Here is an 18,072-nt window from a genome sequence, read left to right on the forward strand (position 1 = left end):
ACGCGGCATAGGCTTATGTTTCCTGTTCATGAATCGGCATGGCGCGCCGACCGTCCCGCCAGTACGGCAAGCACGGCGGCGGCGACCAGCAGGCTAGAGCTCAGGTAAAAGGTCGCGCGGTAGCCGCTGGCGTCGAACAGCAGGCCGCCCAGGGTCGCACCTAACATGATCGCGAGCTGGACCACGGCCACCATCAGGCCGCCGCCCGCTTCCGCATCCCGCGGCAGGGTCTGGGCCAGCCAGGTCCACCAGCCGACCGGCGCCGAGGTGCCGACCAGGCCCCAGATCGCGAGCAGCACGGTCACCGCCGCCGCCGAGTAGCCGAACGCCACCAGCGCGCCGGCGACCGCCGCCATGATCAAGGGCATCGCCACCAGCACCCGGTACAGCCGGTCCTTCAGCACGGCGCCGATCAGGGTCGTGCCGACGAAGCCGGCCACGCCCAGCACCAGCAGCATCAGCGACAGGCTCGCGGCGTGCACGCCGGTGACGCTTTCCAGGAACGGGCGCAGATAGGTGAACAGTGCGAACTGCCCCATGAACAGCAGGCTTACCGCCACCATGCCGAGCACCACTGCCGGCCGCCGCAGCAGGCGCGGGATGCCGCCGGCCGCCGTGGCGTCAACGGCGCGCAGTGACGGAAGGCGCAGCAGCAGCCAGGCAAGCGCGATCGCCGCCACCGGCACCAGGCAGAAGAAGGCGCCGCGCCAGCCGACGATCGCGCCCAGGTAGCTGCCGGCCGGCGCCGCGATGACGGTCGCCAGCGCATTGCCGCCGTTGAGCAGGGCCAGGGCGCGCGGCACGTCGCGCGCCGGCACCAGGCGCATGACGGTCGCCGCCGACATCGACCAGAAGCCGCCGATGGCGACGCCGATCAGCGCGCGGCCGACCATGAACAGGAAATAGTTGGGCGCGAACGCGGCTACCGTGCCGGAGACGACCATCAGGAAGGTCAGGCCCAGCAGCAGGATCTTGCGGTCGAGCCGTCCGACGACCGACCCGAGCAGCAGGCTGGTGACCAGGGCGAAGGCGCCGGAGATCGCGATCGACTGGCCGGCCTGGCCTTCGCTGATGCGCAGTTCGGCGGCCAGCGGCGTCAGCAGGCTGACCGGCATGAATTCGGAGGCGACCAGGGCGAAGGCGGCGAGTGACATCGCCATCACGGCGCCCCATGCCGCGGGCTGGGCCGGCTTGCTGTCGCAAGCGGCGGAAATGGTTGGATTCATGGGTGATAAAGCAGGATTGACAGGCGAAGGGCGGCGGCATCGGCGCCGCCCGGACAGGCCCGCACTGCGGCGGGCCGGCGGATCGATTACGCGGCCAGGCTGGCGTTATCGATCACGAAGCGGTATTTGACGTCGCCCTTGAGCATGCGCTCGTAGGCGCCGTTGATGTCGTCGGCGCGGATCATCTCGATGTCGGCCACGATGCCGTGCTCGGCGCAGAAGTCGAGCATTTCCTGGGTTTCCGGAATGCCGCCGATCATCGAGCCGGCGATCGCGCGGCGCTTCGTGATCAGGTTGAACACCTGCGGCGACGGATGCGGCGACTCGGGCGCGCCGACCAGCACCATGGTGCCGTCGCGCTTGAGCAGGTTGAGGAAGGCGTCCAGGTCATGCGGGGCGGCGACCGTGTTGACGATCAGGTCCAGGCTCCTGGCCTGGGCCGCCATCGCGTCCGCATCCTTCGAGACCACGACTTCGTCGGCGCCCAGGTCCAGGGCATCCTGGCGCTTCGATTCCGAGGTGGTGAAGGCGACCACGCGGGCGCCCAGGGCGTGGGCCAGCTTGATGCCCATGTGGCCCAGGCCGCCGATGCCGACGATGCCGACGCGCTTGCCGGGACCGGCGTTCCAGTGGCGCAGCGGCGACCAGGTCGTGATGCCGGCGCACAGCAGCGGCGCCACCGCCGCCAGCTGCTCCTGCGGATGGCGCACGCGCAGCACGAAGCGCTCGTTGACCACGATCTGCTGCGAATAGCCGCCCAGCGTGTGGCCGGGCGCATCCGCGGTCGGGCCGTTGTAGGTGCCGACCATATTGTCGCAATAGTTTTCCAGGCCTTCGCCGCAATCCGCGCACGCCTTGCAGCTGTCGACCATGCAGCCGACGCCGACCAGGTCGCCGACCTTGTGGCCGCTCACGTGGGCGCCGACCGCCGACACCCGGCCCACGATCTCGTGGCCCGGCACGCAAGGGTACAGGGTGCCGGCCCATTCGGCGCGCACCGTGTGCAGGTCGGAGTGGCAGACGCCGCAGAAGTCGATGTCGATCTGGACGTCATGGGCGCCGGGCGCGCGGCGGACGATGTCCAGGGATTCAAGGGGTTTGTCGGCGGCATGGGCGCCATAGGCTTTGACTGTCATGAAGTTTTCCGTCAGTGTCGAGTAGTGATCGTGCGTATGTAACGCGATTTGTCAGGGAAGCATGGTAGTCGCAAACTCATGTCGAAAACGAGCCTGAATTTGACTGGGCTTATGAATCCACGTCATGAATTGACTGCCGTGCCCGGTGGACGAGGATACCCCTCGCCTTCACCGCGCAGCGCCACGTTCCACTGGACAGCCACGCCAACCGGCGACACACTATTGGTCATGAACCAGGAATTACTCGACGCCGTGGCCGCCTACGCCCGCGCCCACGCCAACCGCGACGGCCTGGCGCTCACGCCCATCCCGGGCCTGCGCATGATGTGCCTCGACCAGCCGGGCGACAAGCTCGAATCGACCTACCGGCCGCTGGTCTGCCTCGTGCTGCAGGGCGAAAAGCATTTGCTGGCCGGGCGCCAGGAGAAGCTGTGCGCCGAAGGCCAGGCGATCATCGTCAGCGCCGACCTGCCGGTGACGGGCCAGGTGGTGAGCGCCTCCAGGGAGCGTCCGTATATCGCGCTGGCGATCGAACTCGACATGGCCCTGCTGTCCGAACTGGCCGACCAATTGCGCGAGACAGCACCCCTGCCACCTGACCCGTCGACAACGATGCTGGTGCAGGACGTCGACGCGGCGATCCTCGATTGCGCCTGGCGCCTGATGCGCCTCGTGGCGCATCCCGAGGCGGTGCCCATCCTGCATCCCGGCCTGATGCGCGAGCTGCATTTCTGGCTGCTCAACGGAGCGCATGGCCGGCAGTTGCGCGCCTCCATGGCGCCCGAGGCGCACCCGGTGCGACTGAACCGCGCGGTGGCGCTGCTGCGCCTTTCATACCGCCAGAAGCTGCGGGTCGAGGAACTGGCAGGCGCCGCGTCGATGAGCCTGTCGGCCTTCCACAAGCACTTCAAGGACTACACCTCGCTCACGCCGGTGCAGTACCAGAAGCGCCTGCGCCTGATCGAGGCGCGGCGCCTGATGCTGTACGAGGGCGTCACCGCCAACAAGGCGGCGTACGAGGTCGGCTACGAGAGCAGTTCGCAGTTCACGCGCGAGTATGCGCGCCTGTTCGGCGCGCCGCCGCGGCGCGATGCGCGGCGTCTGGCCACCGTTGCGGCGCCGGAACTCGCGGCTTAAAGAACATCTTCGATCCGGATCGGCAGCCGGCGGATGCGTTTGCCGGTCGCGTGATGCACCGCATTGGCGATCGCCGCCGCCACGCCCACCATCGCCACCTCGCCCAGTCCCTTCACGCCGCTCGCATTGAGCAGCGGGTCGGGCCGGTCGATGAAGCCCACGTCGATATGCCCGATGTCGGCATGCACCGGCAGCACGTACTCGGCCAGGTCGGCGTTGAGAAAGCCGCCATAGCGCGGGTCGACCTCGCTGATTTCGCGCAGGGCAGCGCCGATGCCCCACACCACGCCGCCGCGCACCTGGCTGTCGGCCGTCACCGGGCTCACCACGCGACCGCAATCGATCATGCTCACCACGCGCGGCACGCGGATGCGGCGCGTCACCGGCTCCACGCTCACCTCGACGAAGTGGGCCGCATAGCTCATCGACACGAAGTCCGGATACACCGGCCCCGCCGGCGCCGGCATGCCGCCCTGCAGGCGGCCGTAGACGGCGTCCGGCTGGCCCGGCGCCTTGCGCCGCACCTCGGCCTCGATGCGCTCGCGCTGCGCCAGCGCCAGCACCTCGGCCGGCTTCAAGGCTGCATCATGGCCAGGCGCCAGCTGCGCGAGTGCGTCCAGCAGCGCCTGCGCGGCTTCGTCCGCCGCCGGCGCCACGCTGGCCGTGCCCCAGGAGCCGGCGGTCAGGTGCTGCGGCGCGCCGCGCGTGTCGCCGATCTGGATCACCAGCGCCCGCGGATCGACCCGGAGCCGGCGCGCCAGCACGTTGGCGATCGCGGTGCGCATCCCCTGCCCCATCTCGTGGCCGGCCACCGTGAACAGGATGCGGCCATCGCGGGTGGCGGCGATGCGCGCGATCGCCGGACTGGTGGCGGCCTTGTAGGCGCCGCAGGCCACGCCCCAGCCGATGGCGGCGCCGTCCGCCGCCTTCATCGAGCCCGGGCGCGCATCGCGCCGGCTCCAGCCGAAACGGCGCGCGCCTTCGCGCAGGCATTCGGCCATGAAGCGCGAGGACAGCGGCTTGCCGGTGAGCGCGTCGGCCTGCGTATCGTTGCGCAGCCTCAGTTCAACCGGATCGATGCCCAGTTGCCCGGCCAGTTCATCCACCGCCGATTCGAAGGCGAACGCCGCCGGATGCTCGAACGGCGCGCGCATATAGCCCGGCGTCTGCACGTCGGTGCGCACCAGCCGCTCGCGGCCGCGGAAATTCGGGATGCCATACAGGCGCGCGCTCATGTCGGCGTACGAGGCCGGGAACAGGTCGTGGCGCGAAGTCTGCTGGTCGGCTTCGTGGATCGCCGCCAGAATCTTGCCGGAGGCGTCGGCGCCCAGCTGGATGCGGTGGCGGCTGGCCGGGCGGAAGCTGGCGTCGTGGAACAGCTGGCTGCGCGGCACCACCAGCTTGACCGGCTGGCCGAGCTTGCGCGCCGCCACCGCCGCCAGCAGGGTCTGCATCTGCAGCGAGTTCTTGAGGCCGAAGCCGCCGCCGCACTGCGGCGAGATCACGTCGATGCGCGCCGGATCGAGGTTCAGCTGGCGCGCCAGCCCGTAGCGGATCGCCCCGCTGTTCTGCGTGCCCTCGTGGATCACCAGCACGCCCTTGCGCCACTCGGCCACGGTCGACACCAGCTCGATCGGGTTCTGGTGCTGGGGCGGGTGCAGGTACTCGGCATCGAGCTTGTGGGCCGCGCCGGCGTAGGCGGCGTCGGCGTCGCCCGCCACCTTGTCGGCGAACATCTGCTGCGGCAGCGGCGAACCCTGTTGCGGCACGATGTCCCTGGCCGGCGCGTCCAGCGTCACCTGGAATGGCTGTTCTTCGTACTTCGCGCGGATCAGGGAGGCCGCTTCGAGCGCCGCCTCCAGCGTGTCGGCCACCACCAGCGCGATCGGCTGGCCGCGATACGCGATTCCTGACTCCAGCATCGGCTGCATGCTCTGGAAGGCGAAGCCGCCGCCCAGCACGTGGCCGGCCGGCTTGTACTCGCCCATGTCGGCGTGGGTCAGCACCAGCCGCACGCCCCCTACCTCCCGTGCGGCCCGGGTATCGATGGAGCGCACCTCGCCGCGGTTGATGGTGGACACCGCCAGCGCCGCATGCAGCATGCCGGGCAGCGCCTGGTCGGCCGCGTACAGCGCGGCGCCGCGGACCTTGTCGCGCGCGTCGATGCGCGGCTGGTTGGGGAAAACGGACTCATTCATATTCATGCTCATCTCAAGTCCTCTGTGCTGCGATCATCAGCGCATCGGCCACCGTGCGGGCGCCGAGCTCGATGCGGAAGGCGTTGTGGTGTCCGGCCCTGGCATCCGCGAAGGCGGCGAAGCCGGCCGCCAGCGCCGTCTCGACCGTGAGTTCGCGGCCGGCCAGGCCCTGCTCGGCCAGGCGCGCGCGCCACGGCTTGGTGGCGACGCCGCCCAGCGCGATGCGCGCCTGTTCGACGCGGCTGCCGTTCATCGTCAGGGCCACCGCGGCGGAACTGAGGGCGAAGGCATACGATTCGCGGTCGCGGATCTTGTGATAGGTCGAGGCGCGCCCGAGCGGCGTGACCGGCACCCGGATGCGGGTGATGATCTCGCCTGGCGCCAGGGTGGTCTCGAGGTCGGGCCGGTCGCCCGGCAGCCGGTGCAGCGCCTCGACCGGGATGCTGCGCACGCCGTCCGGGCCCAGCACGTCGAGCACGGCGTCGAAGGCGACCAGGGCGACGGCGAAGTCGCCGGGATAGGTGGCGATGCAGCTCGGGCTGGTGCCCAGCAGGGCGTGGCCGCGGTCGATGCCGCCGAGCGCCGCGCAGCCGCTGCCCGGCGTGCGCTTGTTGCAGGCGAACGGCTCGCCGCCGCGGAAATAAGCGCAGCGCGTGCGCTGCAGCACGTTGCCGCCCAGGCTGGCCATATTGCGCAGCTGCTGCGAAGCTGCACGCCACAGCGACTCGGACAGCGCCGGATACTCCTTGACCAGGCGCGGGTCGGCCGCCACGTCGCTCATGCGCGCCAGGCTGCCGAACACCAGCTCGCGCGCGCCGGACGTGTCGAAGGCGCGCAATTGTTCGATCGCGTTGATGTCGACGATGGCGGGCGGACGCTCGACGCCCAGCTTCATCAAGTCGTACAGGGTGGTGCCGCCGGCCATCAGGCGCGCTTCCGGATAGGCGGCCATCGCTTGCACGGCCTGCTCGGGCGAGCGCGCACGGATCAGGGTGAATTCACGCATGGTTCACGCCTTTCCCATCTCGCCGGCGGCCTGGCCGATGGCGGCCACGATGCCGTTGTAGGCGCCGCAGCGGCACAGGTTGCCGCTCATGTACTCCTTGATGCGTTCCGGCGAACCCGCGTTACCCTCGCCCACGCAGGCGATCGCCGCCATGATCTGGCCCGGGGTGCAGTAACCGCACTGCAGGGCGTCGTGGTCGATGAAGGCTTGCTGCATCGGGTGCAGGCTGCCGTCGGGCCGCTGCAGGCCTTCGATGGTGTCGACCCGGCGGCCCTCGAGCTGCAGCGCCGGCGTCAGGCACGCCACGACGCGGCGGCCGTCGACGTGGATGGTGCAGGCGCCGCACTGGCCGTGGTCGCAGCCCTTCTTGGCGCCGGTGAGCGCCAGCCGCTCGCGCAGCAGGTCGAGCGCCGACGTCCTGGGGTCGACCGTCAGCGCGCGCTGCTGGCCGTTGACCACGAAGCTGAGCGGGACGCCGCCGGCGTGGACTTCCGGCGCGGCATCCGCAGGCTGGGCCTGGGCCGGGGCGGCGTTGGCGGCCCCGCTCGCCGCGGCGACCGACAGCACCGACAGCACGAACTCGCGCCGGTTGACCTGTGCGCCATGGGCAGTCGGGATGGATGGATCGGGGCCGGTCGTCATGGCGAACTCCTTCTGTGTGGAATGGGGTATTGCCGGGAATGTAGACCAAGCGTCCCGTGCACACGAGCCGCACGAAAAGAAAAGGCAACAACTGCGCAGGATCAGGCAAGCGGGGGCGCGCCGGCGCAGTCCGGCGACAGGATTTTCTTTCTAATGGCACAATTTTTGGACAGCATTGCTACCTTATGCATCGCAACCCTGTTTTGGCGAGGCGCATTGAATTCTTCCACCGACAGCCTGGATAACCACGTCGAACGCCTGAGCGGCAAGCGGCGCCCGGTCGTGCGCCTGGTGGTGGCGGCCACCGCCCTGGGCTGCAGCCTGCTGGTCGCGTTCGCGGCCTGGTTCATCTGGTCGTCGCGGCACACGCAGATCCGGCAGACCGAAGTGGCGACCTCGAACGTGGCGCGCATGGTCGGCGTCCAGGTCGAGACCGCGATGAAGGCCACCACCATGGCCCTGGCGAACGTGGTCGAACGGGTGGAGCACGACGGCACCGACGCGGCCGCGCTGAAGCGGCTGCAAGCCCACCTGGTCGTGCTGACCAGGACCACGCCCGAGCTGCACGGGATCTTCGTGTTCGCCGCCGACGGCCGCTGGCTCGCGTCTTCGCTGACCGGCACGCGCCAGGGCGACAATTCGGACCGCGCCTATTTCGAATATCACCGCACCCATGCCAGCCGCAAGATCTACGTGGGTCATCCGGTCAGGAGCCGCTCCACCGGGGTCTGGGTGCTACCGATCTCGCGCCGCATCGACCACCCCGACGGCAGCTTCGCCGGCGTGGCGCTGGTGACCCTGAAGGTGAATTTCTTCGAACGCATCTACGACGAACTGGACGTCGGCAAGACCGGCACGGTGCTGCTGGCGCTGGAAGACGGCACGGTGGTCTACCGCCGCCCTTTCGACGACAAGCTGATCGGCACCAACCTGGCGGGCGGCGTGGTGTTCAAGGCCGTCAAGGAGAACGCGGTCGGCTCGGACTTCCTGGTCGCCCGGATCGACAATATCGAGCGGCTGTACAGTTACCGGCGGGTCGACGACTTCGCCTTCGTGATCGCCGTCGGCCAGACCAGGGCCGAGCTGCTCGGCCCCTGGAAACGGGCGAGCCTGCTGATCGGCGCGGCGGTGCTCCTGATCGCCGCCACGTTCGCCGTCTTCGCCCGCAAGCTGATCCGGCAATTCATCATCCGCGACCGGCTCGACCAGAAGCTGCGCGCCTATTCGCAAGACCTGCGGCGCGACAATCTCGGCCTGCAGGAGCTGGCCCATACCGACAAGCTGACGCGGCTGGCCAACCGGCGCCGCTTCGACGACGTGCTCGCGCACGAGCTGCGCCATGCGCGGCTCGCCGGCACCCCGACCGCCCTGCTGCTGCTGGATGTGGACTACTTCAAGAAATTCAATGACCGCTACGGCCATCCGGCCGGCGACGCCTGCCTGCGCGAGGTGGCCCGCATCCTGGCGGCCCAGGTCAACCGCAACCGCGACCTGCCGGCACGCTACGGCGGCGAGGAATTCGCGGTGATCCTGCCGGATACCGAACTGGCCGGCGCGATGGCGGTGGCGGAACGGCTGCGCCATGAGATCCAGGCCCTGCAGCTGCCGCACCAGGACTCGCCGGCCGGCGTCGTCACGGCCAGCATCGGCGCCGCCGTGCTGGTCCGGGCTTCCGGCGGCGATGCCGACCCGGGAGAGCTCATCGCACACGCCGACCGGCATCTGTACGACGCCAAGCATGCGGGCCGCAACCGGGTCGCCGGCGGCCTGGCGGAATGAAGCGGCGCCCGCGCTAGCGCGACGCCGTCGATGAACGTGGTGGCCTGGAATGGCGCGATCGCGGGCGGCGGCCTGCTCGGCGGTTTCCTGCTCGACCGCTGGGGCGCCGCCTCGTTCCCGTGGTCGACCGCGGCGCTGGCGGCGCTCGGCTTCGCGATCGCCTGGTCGAGCGGCACGCATGGCTTCCGGCCGGGCGCGCGCTCGGGCCCGGCCGGAAGCCATGCGTGCCGCTCAGGCGGCCAGGCCGCGCAATGAAGCGACGATATCGTGCAGGCTGGCGACTTCGCAGCTCGGGATCGCCTGCGAGTCGTTGGCCAGGCGGCCGGGATTGAACCAGCAGCTCTCGATGCCGAAACGGTTGGCGCCGAGGATGTCGGCGTCCAGGCGGTCGCCGACGATCACGGTCTCGTGCTTGGCGAAGCTGCGCGCCATCTTGCTGGTGAACTCGAAGAAGCGGCTGTCGGGCTTGGCGAAGCCGCAGGCTTCGGAAGTGGCGACGAAGGACAGGTGGGGCTGCAGCCCCGAGCTGGCGATGCGGCGGTGCTGGATCTGGTGCGCGCCGTTGGTGATGATGCCCACTTCGCCGATGCCGGCCAGGGTGTCGCACAGCTGGGCGGCGCCGTCGACCAGCACCACGGTGTCGGCCAGCGATTCCACGTACAGGTCGCTGGCGCGCTGCGGATCGATCTCGATGCCGTTGTCCGCGAAGGTCTTGCGGAAGCGCTCGACCTTGAGGAAATCCTTGGTGACGGCGCCTTGTTCAAACAGGCGCCACAGCGCGAGATTGGTCGCCTGGTATTGCTGGAACAAGGCGCCGACCTGCTCGCGCACGCCCAGCTGCTCCATGGTGCGCATGAACGAGCGCTGTTCGGAGGCGCGGAAATCGAGCAGGGTATCGTCGAGGTCGAACAGGAAGAGTCGGTGTTTCATTACGTCGGGAAGAGAGTGCAACTATTGCTTCATGGTAGCACGCTCATCCGGGACGCGCTCCGACTCAGCTCGGCTTGGGATCGGGCACCGGTTCTTCGTCGTGCGGCAGGTGCACCGGCTGGTGGTGCGGGTGCGGGGTGTCGAAGGGCTCGGGCATCGGTTCCTCGATCGGCGCCGGGTCGGGCGCGCGGTGGGCGTGGATGGGCGCGTAGGGCGGCACCCGGGTGAGGCGATGGACGGCATGAGGGGCGGCGTGCATGATGCGTCTCCTTGCTGGAATGCGGTTCGGGCTACCTTATCATGCGGCCCGGCGGCGCGGCGCGCGCCGGCAGTGGGCTACAATGCGGTTTTTCCCGAACCCAGCCTTCGCGCCGCACATGGAATTTTCGATCACCACCCTGGCCCTGCTCGTCCTGACCCCGCTGCTGGTGTGGCGCATCTACAGCCGCATCAAGACGCAGATGCAGCGCCAGCGCTCGATCGTCTCGCGCCACTACACCGGCGTGCTGGTATTCGGCGCGATGATCCTGGTGCCGCTGGCGCAGTTGTTCGACACGCCCTACAACCTGGCGGCGCTGCTGGTCGGCGCCGGCGGCGGCATCGGCTATGCCGTCTGGGGACTGAAGCTGACCCGGTTCGAGGAAACCCCGCAGGGTTACTTCTTCACGCCGCCCGCGCGCCTGGGGCTGGTGATGGCCATGATCCTGGTGGCGCGCCTGCTGTACATCGGCATCGAGGTGTATGCCAACCAGGGCAAGGGCATCCCTACCCCACGCCTGACCGACAGCCCGCTCACCATGCTGTGCGTGGGCATCACGGCCGGTTATTTCGGCTACTACTCGGCGGCGCTGCTGCGCTGGCGGCGCCGGGTGCGCAAGGCGATCGACCAGGTGTGAGGATCCAACCAGGATGATGCAAGAAGAAAGGGGCCGATGGCCCCTTTCTTGTTTATGCGGCCTTCGCCTCGTCCTTCCTTCGCTGCAGCACGAAGATCGGCTGCGCCCACTGCATGTCCTTCTTCTTCTTGCTCGTGATGAGCGTGAGTTCAGAAGGATCGTAGACGTCGGTGTTGTGCGTCAGCGGCGTCGTCATCAGGTACTGGGCGTCGGTGTTCTTCAGGAACTCGCCGACCAGCTGGATGTTGCGAATATCCAGGTGCGCGAACGGTTCGTCGATGAACACGAAGCCGCCCGAGCCTTCTTCCGATTTCAACAGGCCGATCAGCAAGACCAGCGACTTCATCACCTGCTGGCCGCCCGAGGCCTCGCCGTCGTTCATCCCGATCTGGTCCTTGCCGTCGAACTTGAAGCGCACGTGCAGGCCGGCCTGGGCCAGCTGCACGTCGTCGTTCTCCAGCCGCACCGGGTCGGCTTGCACGTCGATGCCGGCCAGCGAACCCAGTTCGCGGATGTTCTTGGTATAGGTCTTGATCGTGTAGCGCAGGCGCTCGATGTAGGCGCCGCGCGCATTGCCGGTGGCCTCGATCGCGCGGTTGTTCTGGTAGCGCCGCTCCTCGGTCTCGCTCTGGCGGGCTTCCAGCTGTTCGTGCAGGCGCGCATACTGGTCGATCACGGTCGGGTCCAGCTCCCAGTCCTCGCGCGCCAGCGAATGCTCGAGCGAACCGAGGCGCAGGTTGACCTGGTGCGCGTTCTGGTGCTTGGCTACCAGGTCGCCGCGCCAGTTGGGGTTCTTCCAGGTGACCGGCACCGCGCGCCAGCCGCGGCGCAGTTCCAGCAGCGCCTTGGCGTGCTCGCTGCGCTGCTCGATCTGGCGGCGATGGTTCAGGCGCATGCCGGCTTCGGCTTCCGACAGCGCCATGCGCGCGTTCTGCCACACGGTGTCGGCGCGGGTGCGCGCCACCGTGGCGTTCTTGCTCAGGGTCTGCAGTTCGCCCAGGCGCGCGCCGACTTCCAGGCGCTCGGTCTTGAGCGGCGCAATCGCGCGCGCGGCTTCTTCGAACTCTTCCTGGCGCGCCGACAGCTCTTTGGCGGCGTCGACGCCGGCGATGCGCGCCTTCAGGCCGCCCACTTCGGCGGCCAGCTTCGAGATGGCGAGGGTCAGCTCGTCTTCGCGCTTTTCCAGCGCCGGCATCAGTTTCTGGATCGCTTCCAGGCGCTGGGTCTTGCCGGCCGCGCCGAAGCGGTAACGCGAGGCCTCGACGAACAGCGAGCGGCCGCCGCGGCGTTCGCGGTGGTAGGCGTCCGGCGTGATCCATTCGTCCGAACGGCTCTTGAAACCTTCGTCGACCGAGTCGACGCGCTCGATGCGTTCCAGCTGGTCGATCAGCCAGCCTGGCGCTTTACTGGAGAAGCGCACCACCGACAGCAGGCTGTCGTCCTTCACCACCGGCGCGTTGACGCAGTCGGGCACGATGAAGTGGCGATAGCGTTCCTTCTCGGCCAGGCGGTAGGCCGCCGGCGCATCTTTCGCGTTCTCCAGCAGCACCACCGAGGCATAGCCGCCCAGCACGCCCTCGACCGCGCCCTGCCACTTCGGATCGGTCACTTCGACGATGTCCGACAGCATGGCGTGGGCGATGCCTTCGTCGCGCAGCGCGCGGCGCATCAGGCGCTGCGCTTCCGGCTCCGGCATCGAGGTCTTGCCCTGCAGCGCCGAGATGGTCGCCATCTCGCCCGCGATCTTGCTCGACACGGCTTCGCGCGCGCTCTTCTGGCGCGCCAGCTCGGCTTCTTTTTCTTCGAGCTGCTTGGCTACTTCAGCGATGTCGGCGCCGGCGTCCGCCGCCAGCTTCTGCAGGCGGTCGCGCTGCTCGAGCAGGCTTTCCAGGGGTTTGAGGCGCGTGTTCACCTCGGACAGGCGCTTGGCCAGCTGGCCGGCTTCAAGCTCCAGTTCGGTTTCCTGCTTCTGCGCCTCGGTGAGCGCGCGCTGCTGCGCCGCCAGCTGGCTGCGCTTCTCGGCCAGCTGGCCGTCGGCCTGCACCAGCGGCTTCTTCGCCTCGCGCAGCATGCGGCTGTTGTTGGCGGCCTTTTCGCGCGCCTCGTGGTATTGCAGCGCCGGCAGCACTTCTTCCTGCAGCTCGCGCTTTTCCTTGTTCAGGTCGGACCACTGGTGGTGGTTGGCCACGCGCAGGCGCAAGCCCTCGAGGTTGGTGCGCGAGGTCTCGAGTTCGGTTTCGAAGCGCTTCAGCTCGACCTCGGTGTCGCGCTGGTGGCGCTTGGCTTCGTCGTAGGCGTCCAGCACTTCCTTGTCGCCGAAGACCTGGAACACCAGGTCCAGCAACTGGCGCGGCGCGTACTCGCACAGCTTGTCGGTCTCGCCCTGCTCCAGCGCCAGCACCTTCGACATCGCCGGCGACAGGCCGGCCGACGCCAGGCGTTTACGGTAGTTCTCGACGCCCAGCCAGTCGGTGGCTTCGGTCACTTCCTCGATCTCGACGTTCCCCGGACGCATCAGGTACTGGCGCTTCCAGTCGCCGCCGTTCTTCTGCACCTGGCAGAACAAGGTCACCTCGTCGTCCGAGAAGAAGCCCGAATGGCGGAACGGCCGGTTCGACAGCTGGCGTCCGATCGGCTTGTTGTCGACCACGGCGCGCAGCCAGGCGCTTTGCTGGCCCGAGTGGCGCGCATAGTGCTTATAGGTGCGCCCCATCGAGCAATCGAGGCCGAACAGGGTGCGCATCGCGTCGAGCAGCGTGGTCTTGCCCGAGCCGTTCTGGCCGGCGATCGTGATGATCTTGGCGTCCAGCGGGATGTTCTTGATCCGCTGCCAGTAATCCCAGTGGACCAGTTCAAGTGATTTAATGTGGAACATCGGCTATCTCAGTTCGGGGTATCGGTTGCGTCGTCAGTGGCATCCGGCTGCTCGACCGCCACCGCATCGTTGGCGGCTTCAGCGTCGACGGCCACCTTGCGCGGAGCGGCGGCCAGCGGCGCGCGCTTGAAGACTTCGGACAGCGCGCCGTTGATGATGCGCTCCTTGAGCACGTCGGTGTCCATCATCAGGTCCAGCAGCGGGCCTTCCAGGATCACGTCGCCGCGCCGTTCGATGAAGCCGAGCTTGGACAGCACGCCCAGGTTCATGTCCATGCGGGTCTTCTTGCCGAGCTTGTCGCCGAAGTCCGACAGCAGCGCGGTGTACGAGATGCCGATCGACGCGTCTTCGGCGCGCGGAATCGGCGTCTCCTTCTCGAACATGTCGTTCTGGTCGTCGTCCACCGTGGTGTGGGTTTCCTGGCGCTCGCGCTTGGGCAGGATGATCTGGGCCCACAGCACCACCAGCAGGGCCACGCCGTCGCGGGTCAGGCCGAAGTTGTTGTTCTGCCAGATGTCCTTGGCGCCGAAGATCTTCGGCTCGACGTTGCGGTGCAGGGCCACGGTCACGTGGTCGGCATACACGTTATCGAGCAGTTTGAGGCCCGATTCGAGCAGGCGCTTGTCGACTTCGGCGCGGAACTGGTCGTCCGACAGCGCGCGCTTGACCATCTTGTCGTCGCGGCGCAGGGTCTGGTGCGTCAGCAGGCGCGCGATCAGGATTTGTGCATCGTCATTCATGTGGGCGTGCCGTCCGGAGGTAGATCTAGATTGAGGGAGAGGGTCGCGAGCGACATGGCCGCCACTTCGGGGTCGTCGAGTTCGATCATCTGGTCCTGGGCCTCGAAGGCCAGCGGCAGGCGCGCCAGGTCGGCGGTCGCGCCCTGCAGGCTGGCCTCGGCCGCGTCGCCCAGCAGCGGCAGCAGCGAGGCGCGGTAGGACGCCAGGGCGAAGCTGGCCGGCAGCAGCGATTCATGCAGCTGCACCCGACGGGGGCCGACTTCCGAAAACTCGGGGAAGTTGCCCAGGTTGGCGAAGTCGGCCAGCTTGTTGATCCAGTCGTTCAGCTCGACCATCATGGCCGGGTTGTCGTTGATCGTCAGCGGCGCATCCTGGCCGCTCGGCAGGCCTTTCGGACCGGTCGAGATCACGCGTTCGGCCAGGAGCTCGGTCTCGGCCACGTCGATCATCTCGGCCGGGGTGGCGAACAGCGGCGTCACCGGGCGGTCGATCGCATCCGATGCCAGGCTCGCCAGGTCCTCATGGGCCAGCAGCCAGCGCTTGACGTCGGTGGTCGACAGGCCGGACTGGCCCAGGTGCACGCGCTGGCGCTCGATCTGGTTCAGCGCACGCGAGAACATGCCCTGCATATTGAGCAGCGCGCTCTGGGCCCGGCCGATGGCCTGGGCCGCGCGATGGGTGGCGGAATCGGCGCGTTCGTCCGAGGTGATGGCGCGCAGGATGACCGAGCCCTTCTCCACCCAGTCGCAGGCCATATGCCACTTGGCCTGCGAGGTGCGCAGGCGGAACTCGGAGCCGGAGGCGATCGCGTCGCGGAATTCCTCGGTCAGCTCGATCAGGCGGCCCAGCAGGTGCTTCAGCTGGTCGACAGTCACGCCGCCGACCGCCTGGGCGCCGGCCACCTGCGACAGCAGGAAGCCCATCTCGGCGTCGTCGTCTTCCGGCTTGCCCAGCGCCAGCAGGGTCTCGAGCGCGGACAGGACGTTGCGCGCCAGCGGCGTGATGCGGTAGACGGCAGCCGGGGCGTCCCAGGCCAGCAGGCCGTGGCCGCGCAGGCGGTTGAGCACCGTCTCCAGGCTCTCGGGGATCAGGTAGGCCAGCTTCTGGTTGATGTCGGCGCGCGAGAACGCCGAAGTGGCGGTGTCGCCGGCCAGTTCGCGCAGGACGAGCAGGCGCACCAGCACGCCGTCCTGGGTGCCGTGGAACAGGGCCGTGAAGGCCGACAGCATCGGCTGGGCACGCTTGAGGTGGAAGACTTGCTCGATTTCGTCGGGAGCGACGCCTTCCTGGAAGTGTGCTTGCAGCGGATCAAGTTCCGGCGCTAAAGCCGGGGAGTCGGCAGCGAGGGCCGCGCCGGCAAGGGGATCGATCATCGTTGTTACCAGTCTCTCGTGCGCGGTCGAGACGGGCCTGCGCTGCCAATATTGACAATATTGTCATGCACGTACTTACAGGCCCGACCGGCTTCGCGGGGGCGTCAGTATAACAGGCTGGACTGGGCGATTGACGATTGCCGGCCCCGACCGGGGGCCGACAATTGCGGGAAAGACACAGTGTGTCTTATGGCTTGGCAATGCTTTTGAGCGTCTGCTCGATGGTTTCCTTGTCGCCTTCCGTGAAACGGATCTTGACCGGATACCATTCGTGCGCGGGCGCCAGCCACACCTCGATGCTCTGGTCGCGGCTGCCCGGCAGCGCCTCGCGGCTGACCAGCACGGCGTCGACCTGGCCCAGCCCGGTCTTCACCTTCTCGCGCTTGACCACCTTGAAGGTCCAGGCTTCGGCGCTGCTGCGGCCGGCCACGAAGAACGGCCATTCCGAGCCCGGCTTGAACTTGTCGCCAGCGGCGCGCGCGACGGCCGCCAGCTGCCAGGTGATCGATACACGGTCCTGCTCGCCGCCCTTGAGCGGATAGGTCTTGTCGCCTTCGGAGAAACTCATGACTTTTTCGCCACGGTCGAAGGTGATCGAGGTCGGGTCCTTGCGCAGGCGCTTTTCGGAAAATTCCACCGGCGCCAGGCCGAATTCGTCGATGGCGCCCTGGCTGCGGTTGTCGAGCAGGGTGCCGAGGATCGCCACGCGCGATTCGACCCGCAGGTCGTATTTGCCGTCGCCGGCGCGCCAGGCGACGGTGGCGTCGCCCTTGAGCGACAGGCCGCGCTGGCGCGCGCTCAGGTCATAGTGCAGGTCGGCCGAGGGCGGCAATTCGAAGGCGCGCTTGACGGCAGGATGCGCTGGGTTGGCGGCCTGGGCGCCTGCACTGCCCAGGGCGAGCGCCAGCGTGCACACCACGCCGGCTTTTCGAATGTTGTCTAGAAGCATATCAAAATCCTGAATGGTTCAAGACGATATTATTCACTGTTTGCGTGGTTACTGCTCCATTGGCCTCCGTATTGCGAATCCGCACCGGATACCAGCCGTGTTGCGGGGCCAGCCAGATGTCGAGTGTCGACTTGTACGAGCCGGGCTGCGGCGGGCGCGTCAGGCGCCAGGTTTGCAGCTTGCCCAGCCTGGTATCGATCTCTTCCTGCCCCACCACCCTGAACCGGTAAACGCTGGCGTCGCGGTCTTCGCCGACCAGGATGTCGATATCGCCGTTCAATTGTTTGGCGTCGCCGCGCGCGATCGCCGACAGTTGCAGCGGGATGCTGGCCTTGTCCTGGGCGCCGGGCGCCAGCGGATAGACCGCCTGCGACGCCGAGAAGGTCAGTTTGTTTTCGCCCCAGTCGAAATGGGTGGCCGTGAGCGAACGGCCGCGCCGCTTTTCCGTCATCCTGATCGGCGCAAAGCCGGTGGCGGCCACCGCGCCCTCGCTGTGCAAGACCACCAGGTTGACCCGCGTAAATACCACCCGGATGCCGGCCTCGACCTGGATCTTGTAGGTGTCGTCGTTCAGTTGCCAGGCCAGGACGGCCTCGCCCGACCATTCGGCGCCGTCCTTGTCGGTACGCGCGACGTCCAGCGTGATCGTGGCCGGAGGCGGCATGTCGATCGTGTAGCGGCGCACCTCCGGCGCCGCCGGGGCGGCCGGCTCGGCCGCTGGCGCCGGCGTTTCCGGAGCGGGAGGCGCGGGCGCGGCCGTTTTCGGCGGCACCGGCGCTGCAGGCGCCGCCACCGGCTCGACGCCGGCGCCTCCGGGCACGCCATCGGCCGCGGCGGCGTGACTCTCCGGGCTGATGTCCCCAGCCTGCGCGGGCAGCCCGAGTTCGACCGGCAGCGGGGGAATCACGGGCAGGGGCGGCGGTCCAGAATCGGGCACCGGCAGCGGCGCGGGCGGCGGCGGAGGCGCCGGCGCGGCGGCCGGCAGGACTTGCGCCAGCAGGGTTGCCGGTCCGCCCTCCTCCCCGGCCTGGCGCGGGAGCGACAGGTTCACGTCGAGCAGCACGCTCAACACGATCCAGTGCAGCAATACCACCAGCGCGACCGGCAGCAGCCGGCGGCGACGCGGAAGAAGGAGTGGTGCGGATGGCATACCGCTAGTGTAGCGCGGGCACGGCCGGCGCTGCA

General features: G+C 68.3%; 16 protein-coding genes. 4 read left to right on the forward strand and 12 right to left on the reverse strand.

Going from position 1 to position 18,072, the window contains the following annotated elements; genetic code table 11:
• Positions 1-26: 26 nt before the first annotated feature.
• Entirely contained in the window at positions 27-1,226 is a 1,200-nt protein-coding gene (locus HMPREF9710_RS01185) for an MFS transporter (protein WP_005663103.1), read from the reverse strand.
• Between the two features lie 86 nt (positions 1,227-1,312).
• Positions 1,313-2,362, reverse strand: a complete 1,050-nt coding sequence (locus HMPREF9710_RS01190) for an NAD(P)-dependent alcohol dehydrogenase (RefSeq protein ID WP_005663105.1) — start codon at positions 2,360-2,362, stop codon at positions 1,313-1,315.
• Between the two features lie 228 nt (positions 2,363-2,590).
• Here HMPREF9710_RS01190 and HMPREF9710_RS01195 point away from each other — a divergent pair, with 228 nt between their 5' ends.
• Positions 2,591-3,499, forward strand: coding sequence for an AraC family transcriptional regulator (locus HMPREF9710_RS01195; RefSeq protein WP_005663107.1), 909 nt, complete (start codon positions 2,591-2,593; stop codon positions 3,497-3,499).
• Here the strand turns inward: HMPREF9710_RS01195 and HMPREF9710_RS01200 are convergent.
• Genes HMPREF9710_RS01200 through HMPREF9710_RS01210 form a run of 3 tightly spaced genes read right to left on the reverse strand, consistent with a single transcriptional unit; the run spans position 3,496 to position 7,345 of the window.
• Entirely contained in the window at positions 3,496-5,697 is a 2,202-nt protein-coding gene (locus HMPREF9710_RS01200) for a xanthine dehydrogenase family protein molybdopterin-binding subunit (RefSeq protein WP_040775411.1), read from the reverse strand. The two genes, HMPREF9710_RS01195 and HMPREF9710_RS01200, sit on opposite strands and share 4 nt — an antisense overlap.
• Positions 5,698-5,710: 13 nt before the next feature.
• A complete protein-coding gene (locus tag HMPREF9710_RS01205) occupies positions 5,711-6,703 on the reverse strand; it encodes an FAD binding domain-containing protein (protein WP_005663110.1) in 993 nt (330 codons plus the stop codon).
• A gap of 3 nt (positions 6,704-6,706) precedes the next feature.
• Positions 6,707-7,345: a (2Fe-2S)-binding protein gene (locus HMPREF9710_RS01210; RefSeq protein ID WP_005663111.1), complete on the reverse strand. Its 639-nt coding sequence runs from the start codon at positions 7,343-7,345 to the stop codon at positions 6,707-6,709.
• Positions 7,346-7,561: 216 nt separating this feature from the next.
• Between HMPREF9710_RS01210 and HMPREF9710_RS01215 the strand changes: the two genes are divergently transcribed.
• On the forward strand, positions 7,562-9,124 hold the full coding sequence (locus HMPREF9710_RS01215; protein ID WP_005663113.1) for a GGDEF domain-containing protein: 1,563 nt from the start codon (positions 7,562-7,564) through the stop codon (positions 9,122-9,124).
• A gap of 30 nt (positions 9,125-9,154) precedes the next feature.
• Entirely contained in the window at positions 9,155-9,379 is a 225-nt protein-coding gene (locus tag HMPREF9710_RS01220) for a hypothetical protein (protein WP_005663116.1), read from the forward strand.
• Here HMPREF9710_RS01220 and HMPREF9710_RS01225 read toward each other — a convergent pair.
• Together HMPREF9710_RS01225 and HMPREF9710_RS01230 are read right to left on the reverse strand one after the other, a co-directional pair.
• The gene (locus HMPREF9710_RS01225; protein ID WP_005663118.1) at positions 9,356-10,054 is read right to left on the reverse strand and encodes a YjjG family noncanonical pyrimidine nucleotidase; all 699 of its coding nucleotides are present in this window, start codon (positions 10,052-10,054) and stop codon (positions 9,356-9,358) included. The genes HMPREF9710_RS01220 and HMPREF9710_RS01225 overlap by 24 nt on opposite strands.
• Before the next feature lie 64 nt (positions 10,055-10,118).
• Positions 10,119-10,313, reverse strand: coding sequence for a hypothetical protein (locus HMPREF9710_RS01230; protein ID WP_005663120.1), 195 nt, complete (start codon positions 10,311-10,313; stop codon positions 10,119-10,121).
• 118 nt (positions 10,314-10,431) lie between these two features.
• On the opposite strand from HMPREF9710_RS01230, the gene HMPREF9710_RS01235 reads away from it, so the two are divergent.
• A complete protein-coding gene (locus HMPREF9710_RS01235; RefSeq protein ID WP_005663121.1) occupies positions 10,432-10,950 on the forward strand; it encodes a CcdC protein domain-containing protein in 519 nt (172 codons plus the stop codon).
• A 52-nt stretch (positions 10,951-11,002) separates the two neighbouring features.
• Here HMPREF9710_RS01235 and HMPREF9710_RS01240 read toward each other — a convergent pair whose 3' ends face one another.
• From HMPREF9710_RS01240 to HMPREF9710_RS01260, 5 genes are all read right to left on the reverse strand, one after another.
• Complete coding sequence (locus HMPREF9710_RS01240) at positions 11,003-13,825, reverse strand: ATP-binding protein (protein ID WP_005663122.1); 2,823 nt, start codon at positions 13,823-13,825, stop codon at positions 11,003-11,005.
• Between the two features lie 8 nt (positions 13,826-13,833).
• Complete coding sequence (locus HMPREF9710_RS01245) at positions 13,834-14,565, reverse strand: hypothetical protein (RefSeq protein ID WP_005663123.1); 732 nt, start codon at positions 14,563-14,565, stop codon at positions 13,834-13,836.
• Positions 14,562-15,938, reverse strand: coding sequence for a hypothetical protein (locus HMPREF9710_RS01250; RefSeq protein ID WP_005663124.1), 1,377 nt, complete (start codon positions 15,936-15,938; stop codon positions 14,562-14,564). Before HMPREF9710_RS01250 ends, HMPREF9710_RS01245 begins: the two co-directional genes overlap by 4 nt.
• Before the next feature lie 187 nt (positions 15,939-16,125).
• Positions 16,126-16,887, reverse strand: coding sequence for a DUF3108 domain-containing protein (locus HMPREF9710_RS01255; RefSeq protein WP_005663125.1), 762 nt, complete (start codon positions 16,885-16,887; stop codon positions 16,126-16,128).
• Position 16,888: 1 nt separating this feature from the next.
• On the reverse strand, positions 16,889-18,037 hold the full coding sequence (locus HMPREF9710_RS01260; RefSeq protein ID WP_005663127.1) for a DUF3108 domain-containing protein: 1,149 nt from the start codon (positions 18,035-18,037) through the stop codon (positions 16,889-16,891).
• Positions 18,038-18,072: the final 35 nt, after the last annotated feature.

This window comes from Massilia timonae CCUG 45783, from assembly GCF_000315425.1.
Classification (GTDB): domain Bacteria; phylum Pseudomonadota; class Gammaproteobacteria; order Burkholderiales; family Burkholderiaceae_D; genus Telluria; species Telluria timonae.

Coding starts and splice junctions, on each gene's coding strand:
- HMPREF9710_RS01250 (WP_005663124.1), bottom strand. CDS start 15,938: ATGATCGATCCCCTTGCCGGCGCGGCCCTCGCTGCCGACTCCCCGGCT.
- HMPREF9710_RS01255 (WP_005663125.1), bottom strand. CDS start 16,887: ATGCTTCTAGACAACATTCGAAAAGCCGGCGTGGTGTGCACGCTGGCG.
- HMPREF9710_RS01235 (WP_005663121.1), top strand. CDS start 10,432: ATGGAATTTTCGATCACCACCCTGGCCCTGCTCGTCCTGACCCCGCTG.
- HMPREF9710_RS01220 (WP_005663116.1), top strand. CDS start 9,155: ATGAACGTGGTGGCCTGGAATGGCGCGATCGCGGGCGGCGGCCTGCTC.
- HMPREF9710_RS01195 (WP_005663107.1), top strand. CDS start 2,591: ATGAACCAGGAATTACTCGACGCCGTGGCCGCCTACGCCCGCGCCCAC.
- HMPREF9710_RS01185 (WP_005663103.1), bottom strand. CDS start 1,226: ATGAATCCAACCATTTCCGCCGCTTGCGACAGCAAGCCGGCCCAGCCC.
- HMPREF9710_RS01205 (WP_005663110.1), bottom strand. CDS start 6,703: ATGCGTGAATTCACCCTGATCCGTGCGCGCTCGCCCGAGCAGGCCGTG.
- HMPREF9710_RS01225 (WP_005663118.1), bottom strand. CDS start 10,054: ATGAAACACCGACTCTTCCTGTTCGACCTCGACGATACCCTGCTCGAT.
- HMPREF9710_RS01200 (WP_040775411.1), bottom strand. CDS start 5,697: ATGAATGAGTCCGTTTTCCCCAACCAGCCGCGCATCGACGCGCGCGAC.
- HMPREF9710_RS01210 (WP_005663111.1), bottom strand. CDS start 7,345: ATGACGACCGGCCCCGATCCATCCATCCCGACTGCCCATGGCGCACAG.
- HMPREF9710_RS01190 (WP_005663105.1), bottom strand. CDS start 2,362: ATGACAGTCAAAGCCTATGGCGCCCATGCCGCCGACAAACCCCTTGAA.
- HMPREF9710_RS01245 (WP_005663123.1), bottom strand. CDS start 14,565: ATGAATGACGATGCACAAATCCTGATCGCGCGCCTGCTGACGCACCAG.
- HMPREF9710_RS01230 (WP_005663120.1), bottom strand. CDS start 10,313: ATGCACGCCGCCCCTCATGCCGTCCATCGCCTCACCCGGGTGCCGCCC.
- HMPREF9710_RS01240 (WP_005663122.1), bottom strand. CDS start 13,825: ATGTTCCACATTAAATCACTTGAACTGGTCCACTGGGATTACTGGCAG.
- HMPREF9710_RS01260 (WP_005663127.1), bottom strand. CDS start 18,037: ATGCCATCCGCACCACTCCTTCTTCCGCGTCGCCGCCGGCTGCTGCCG.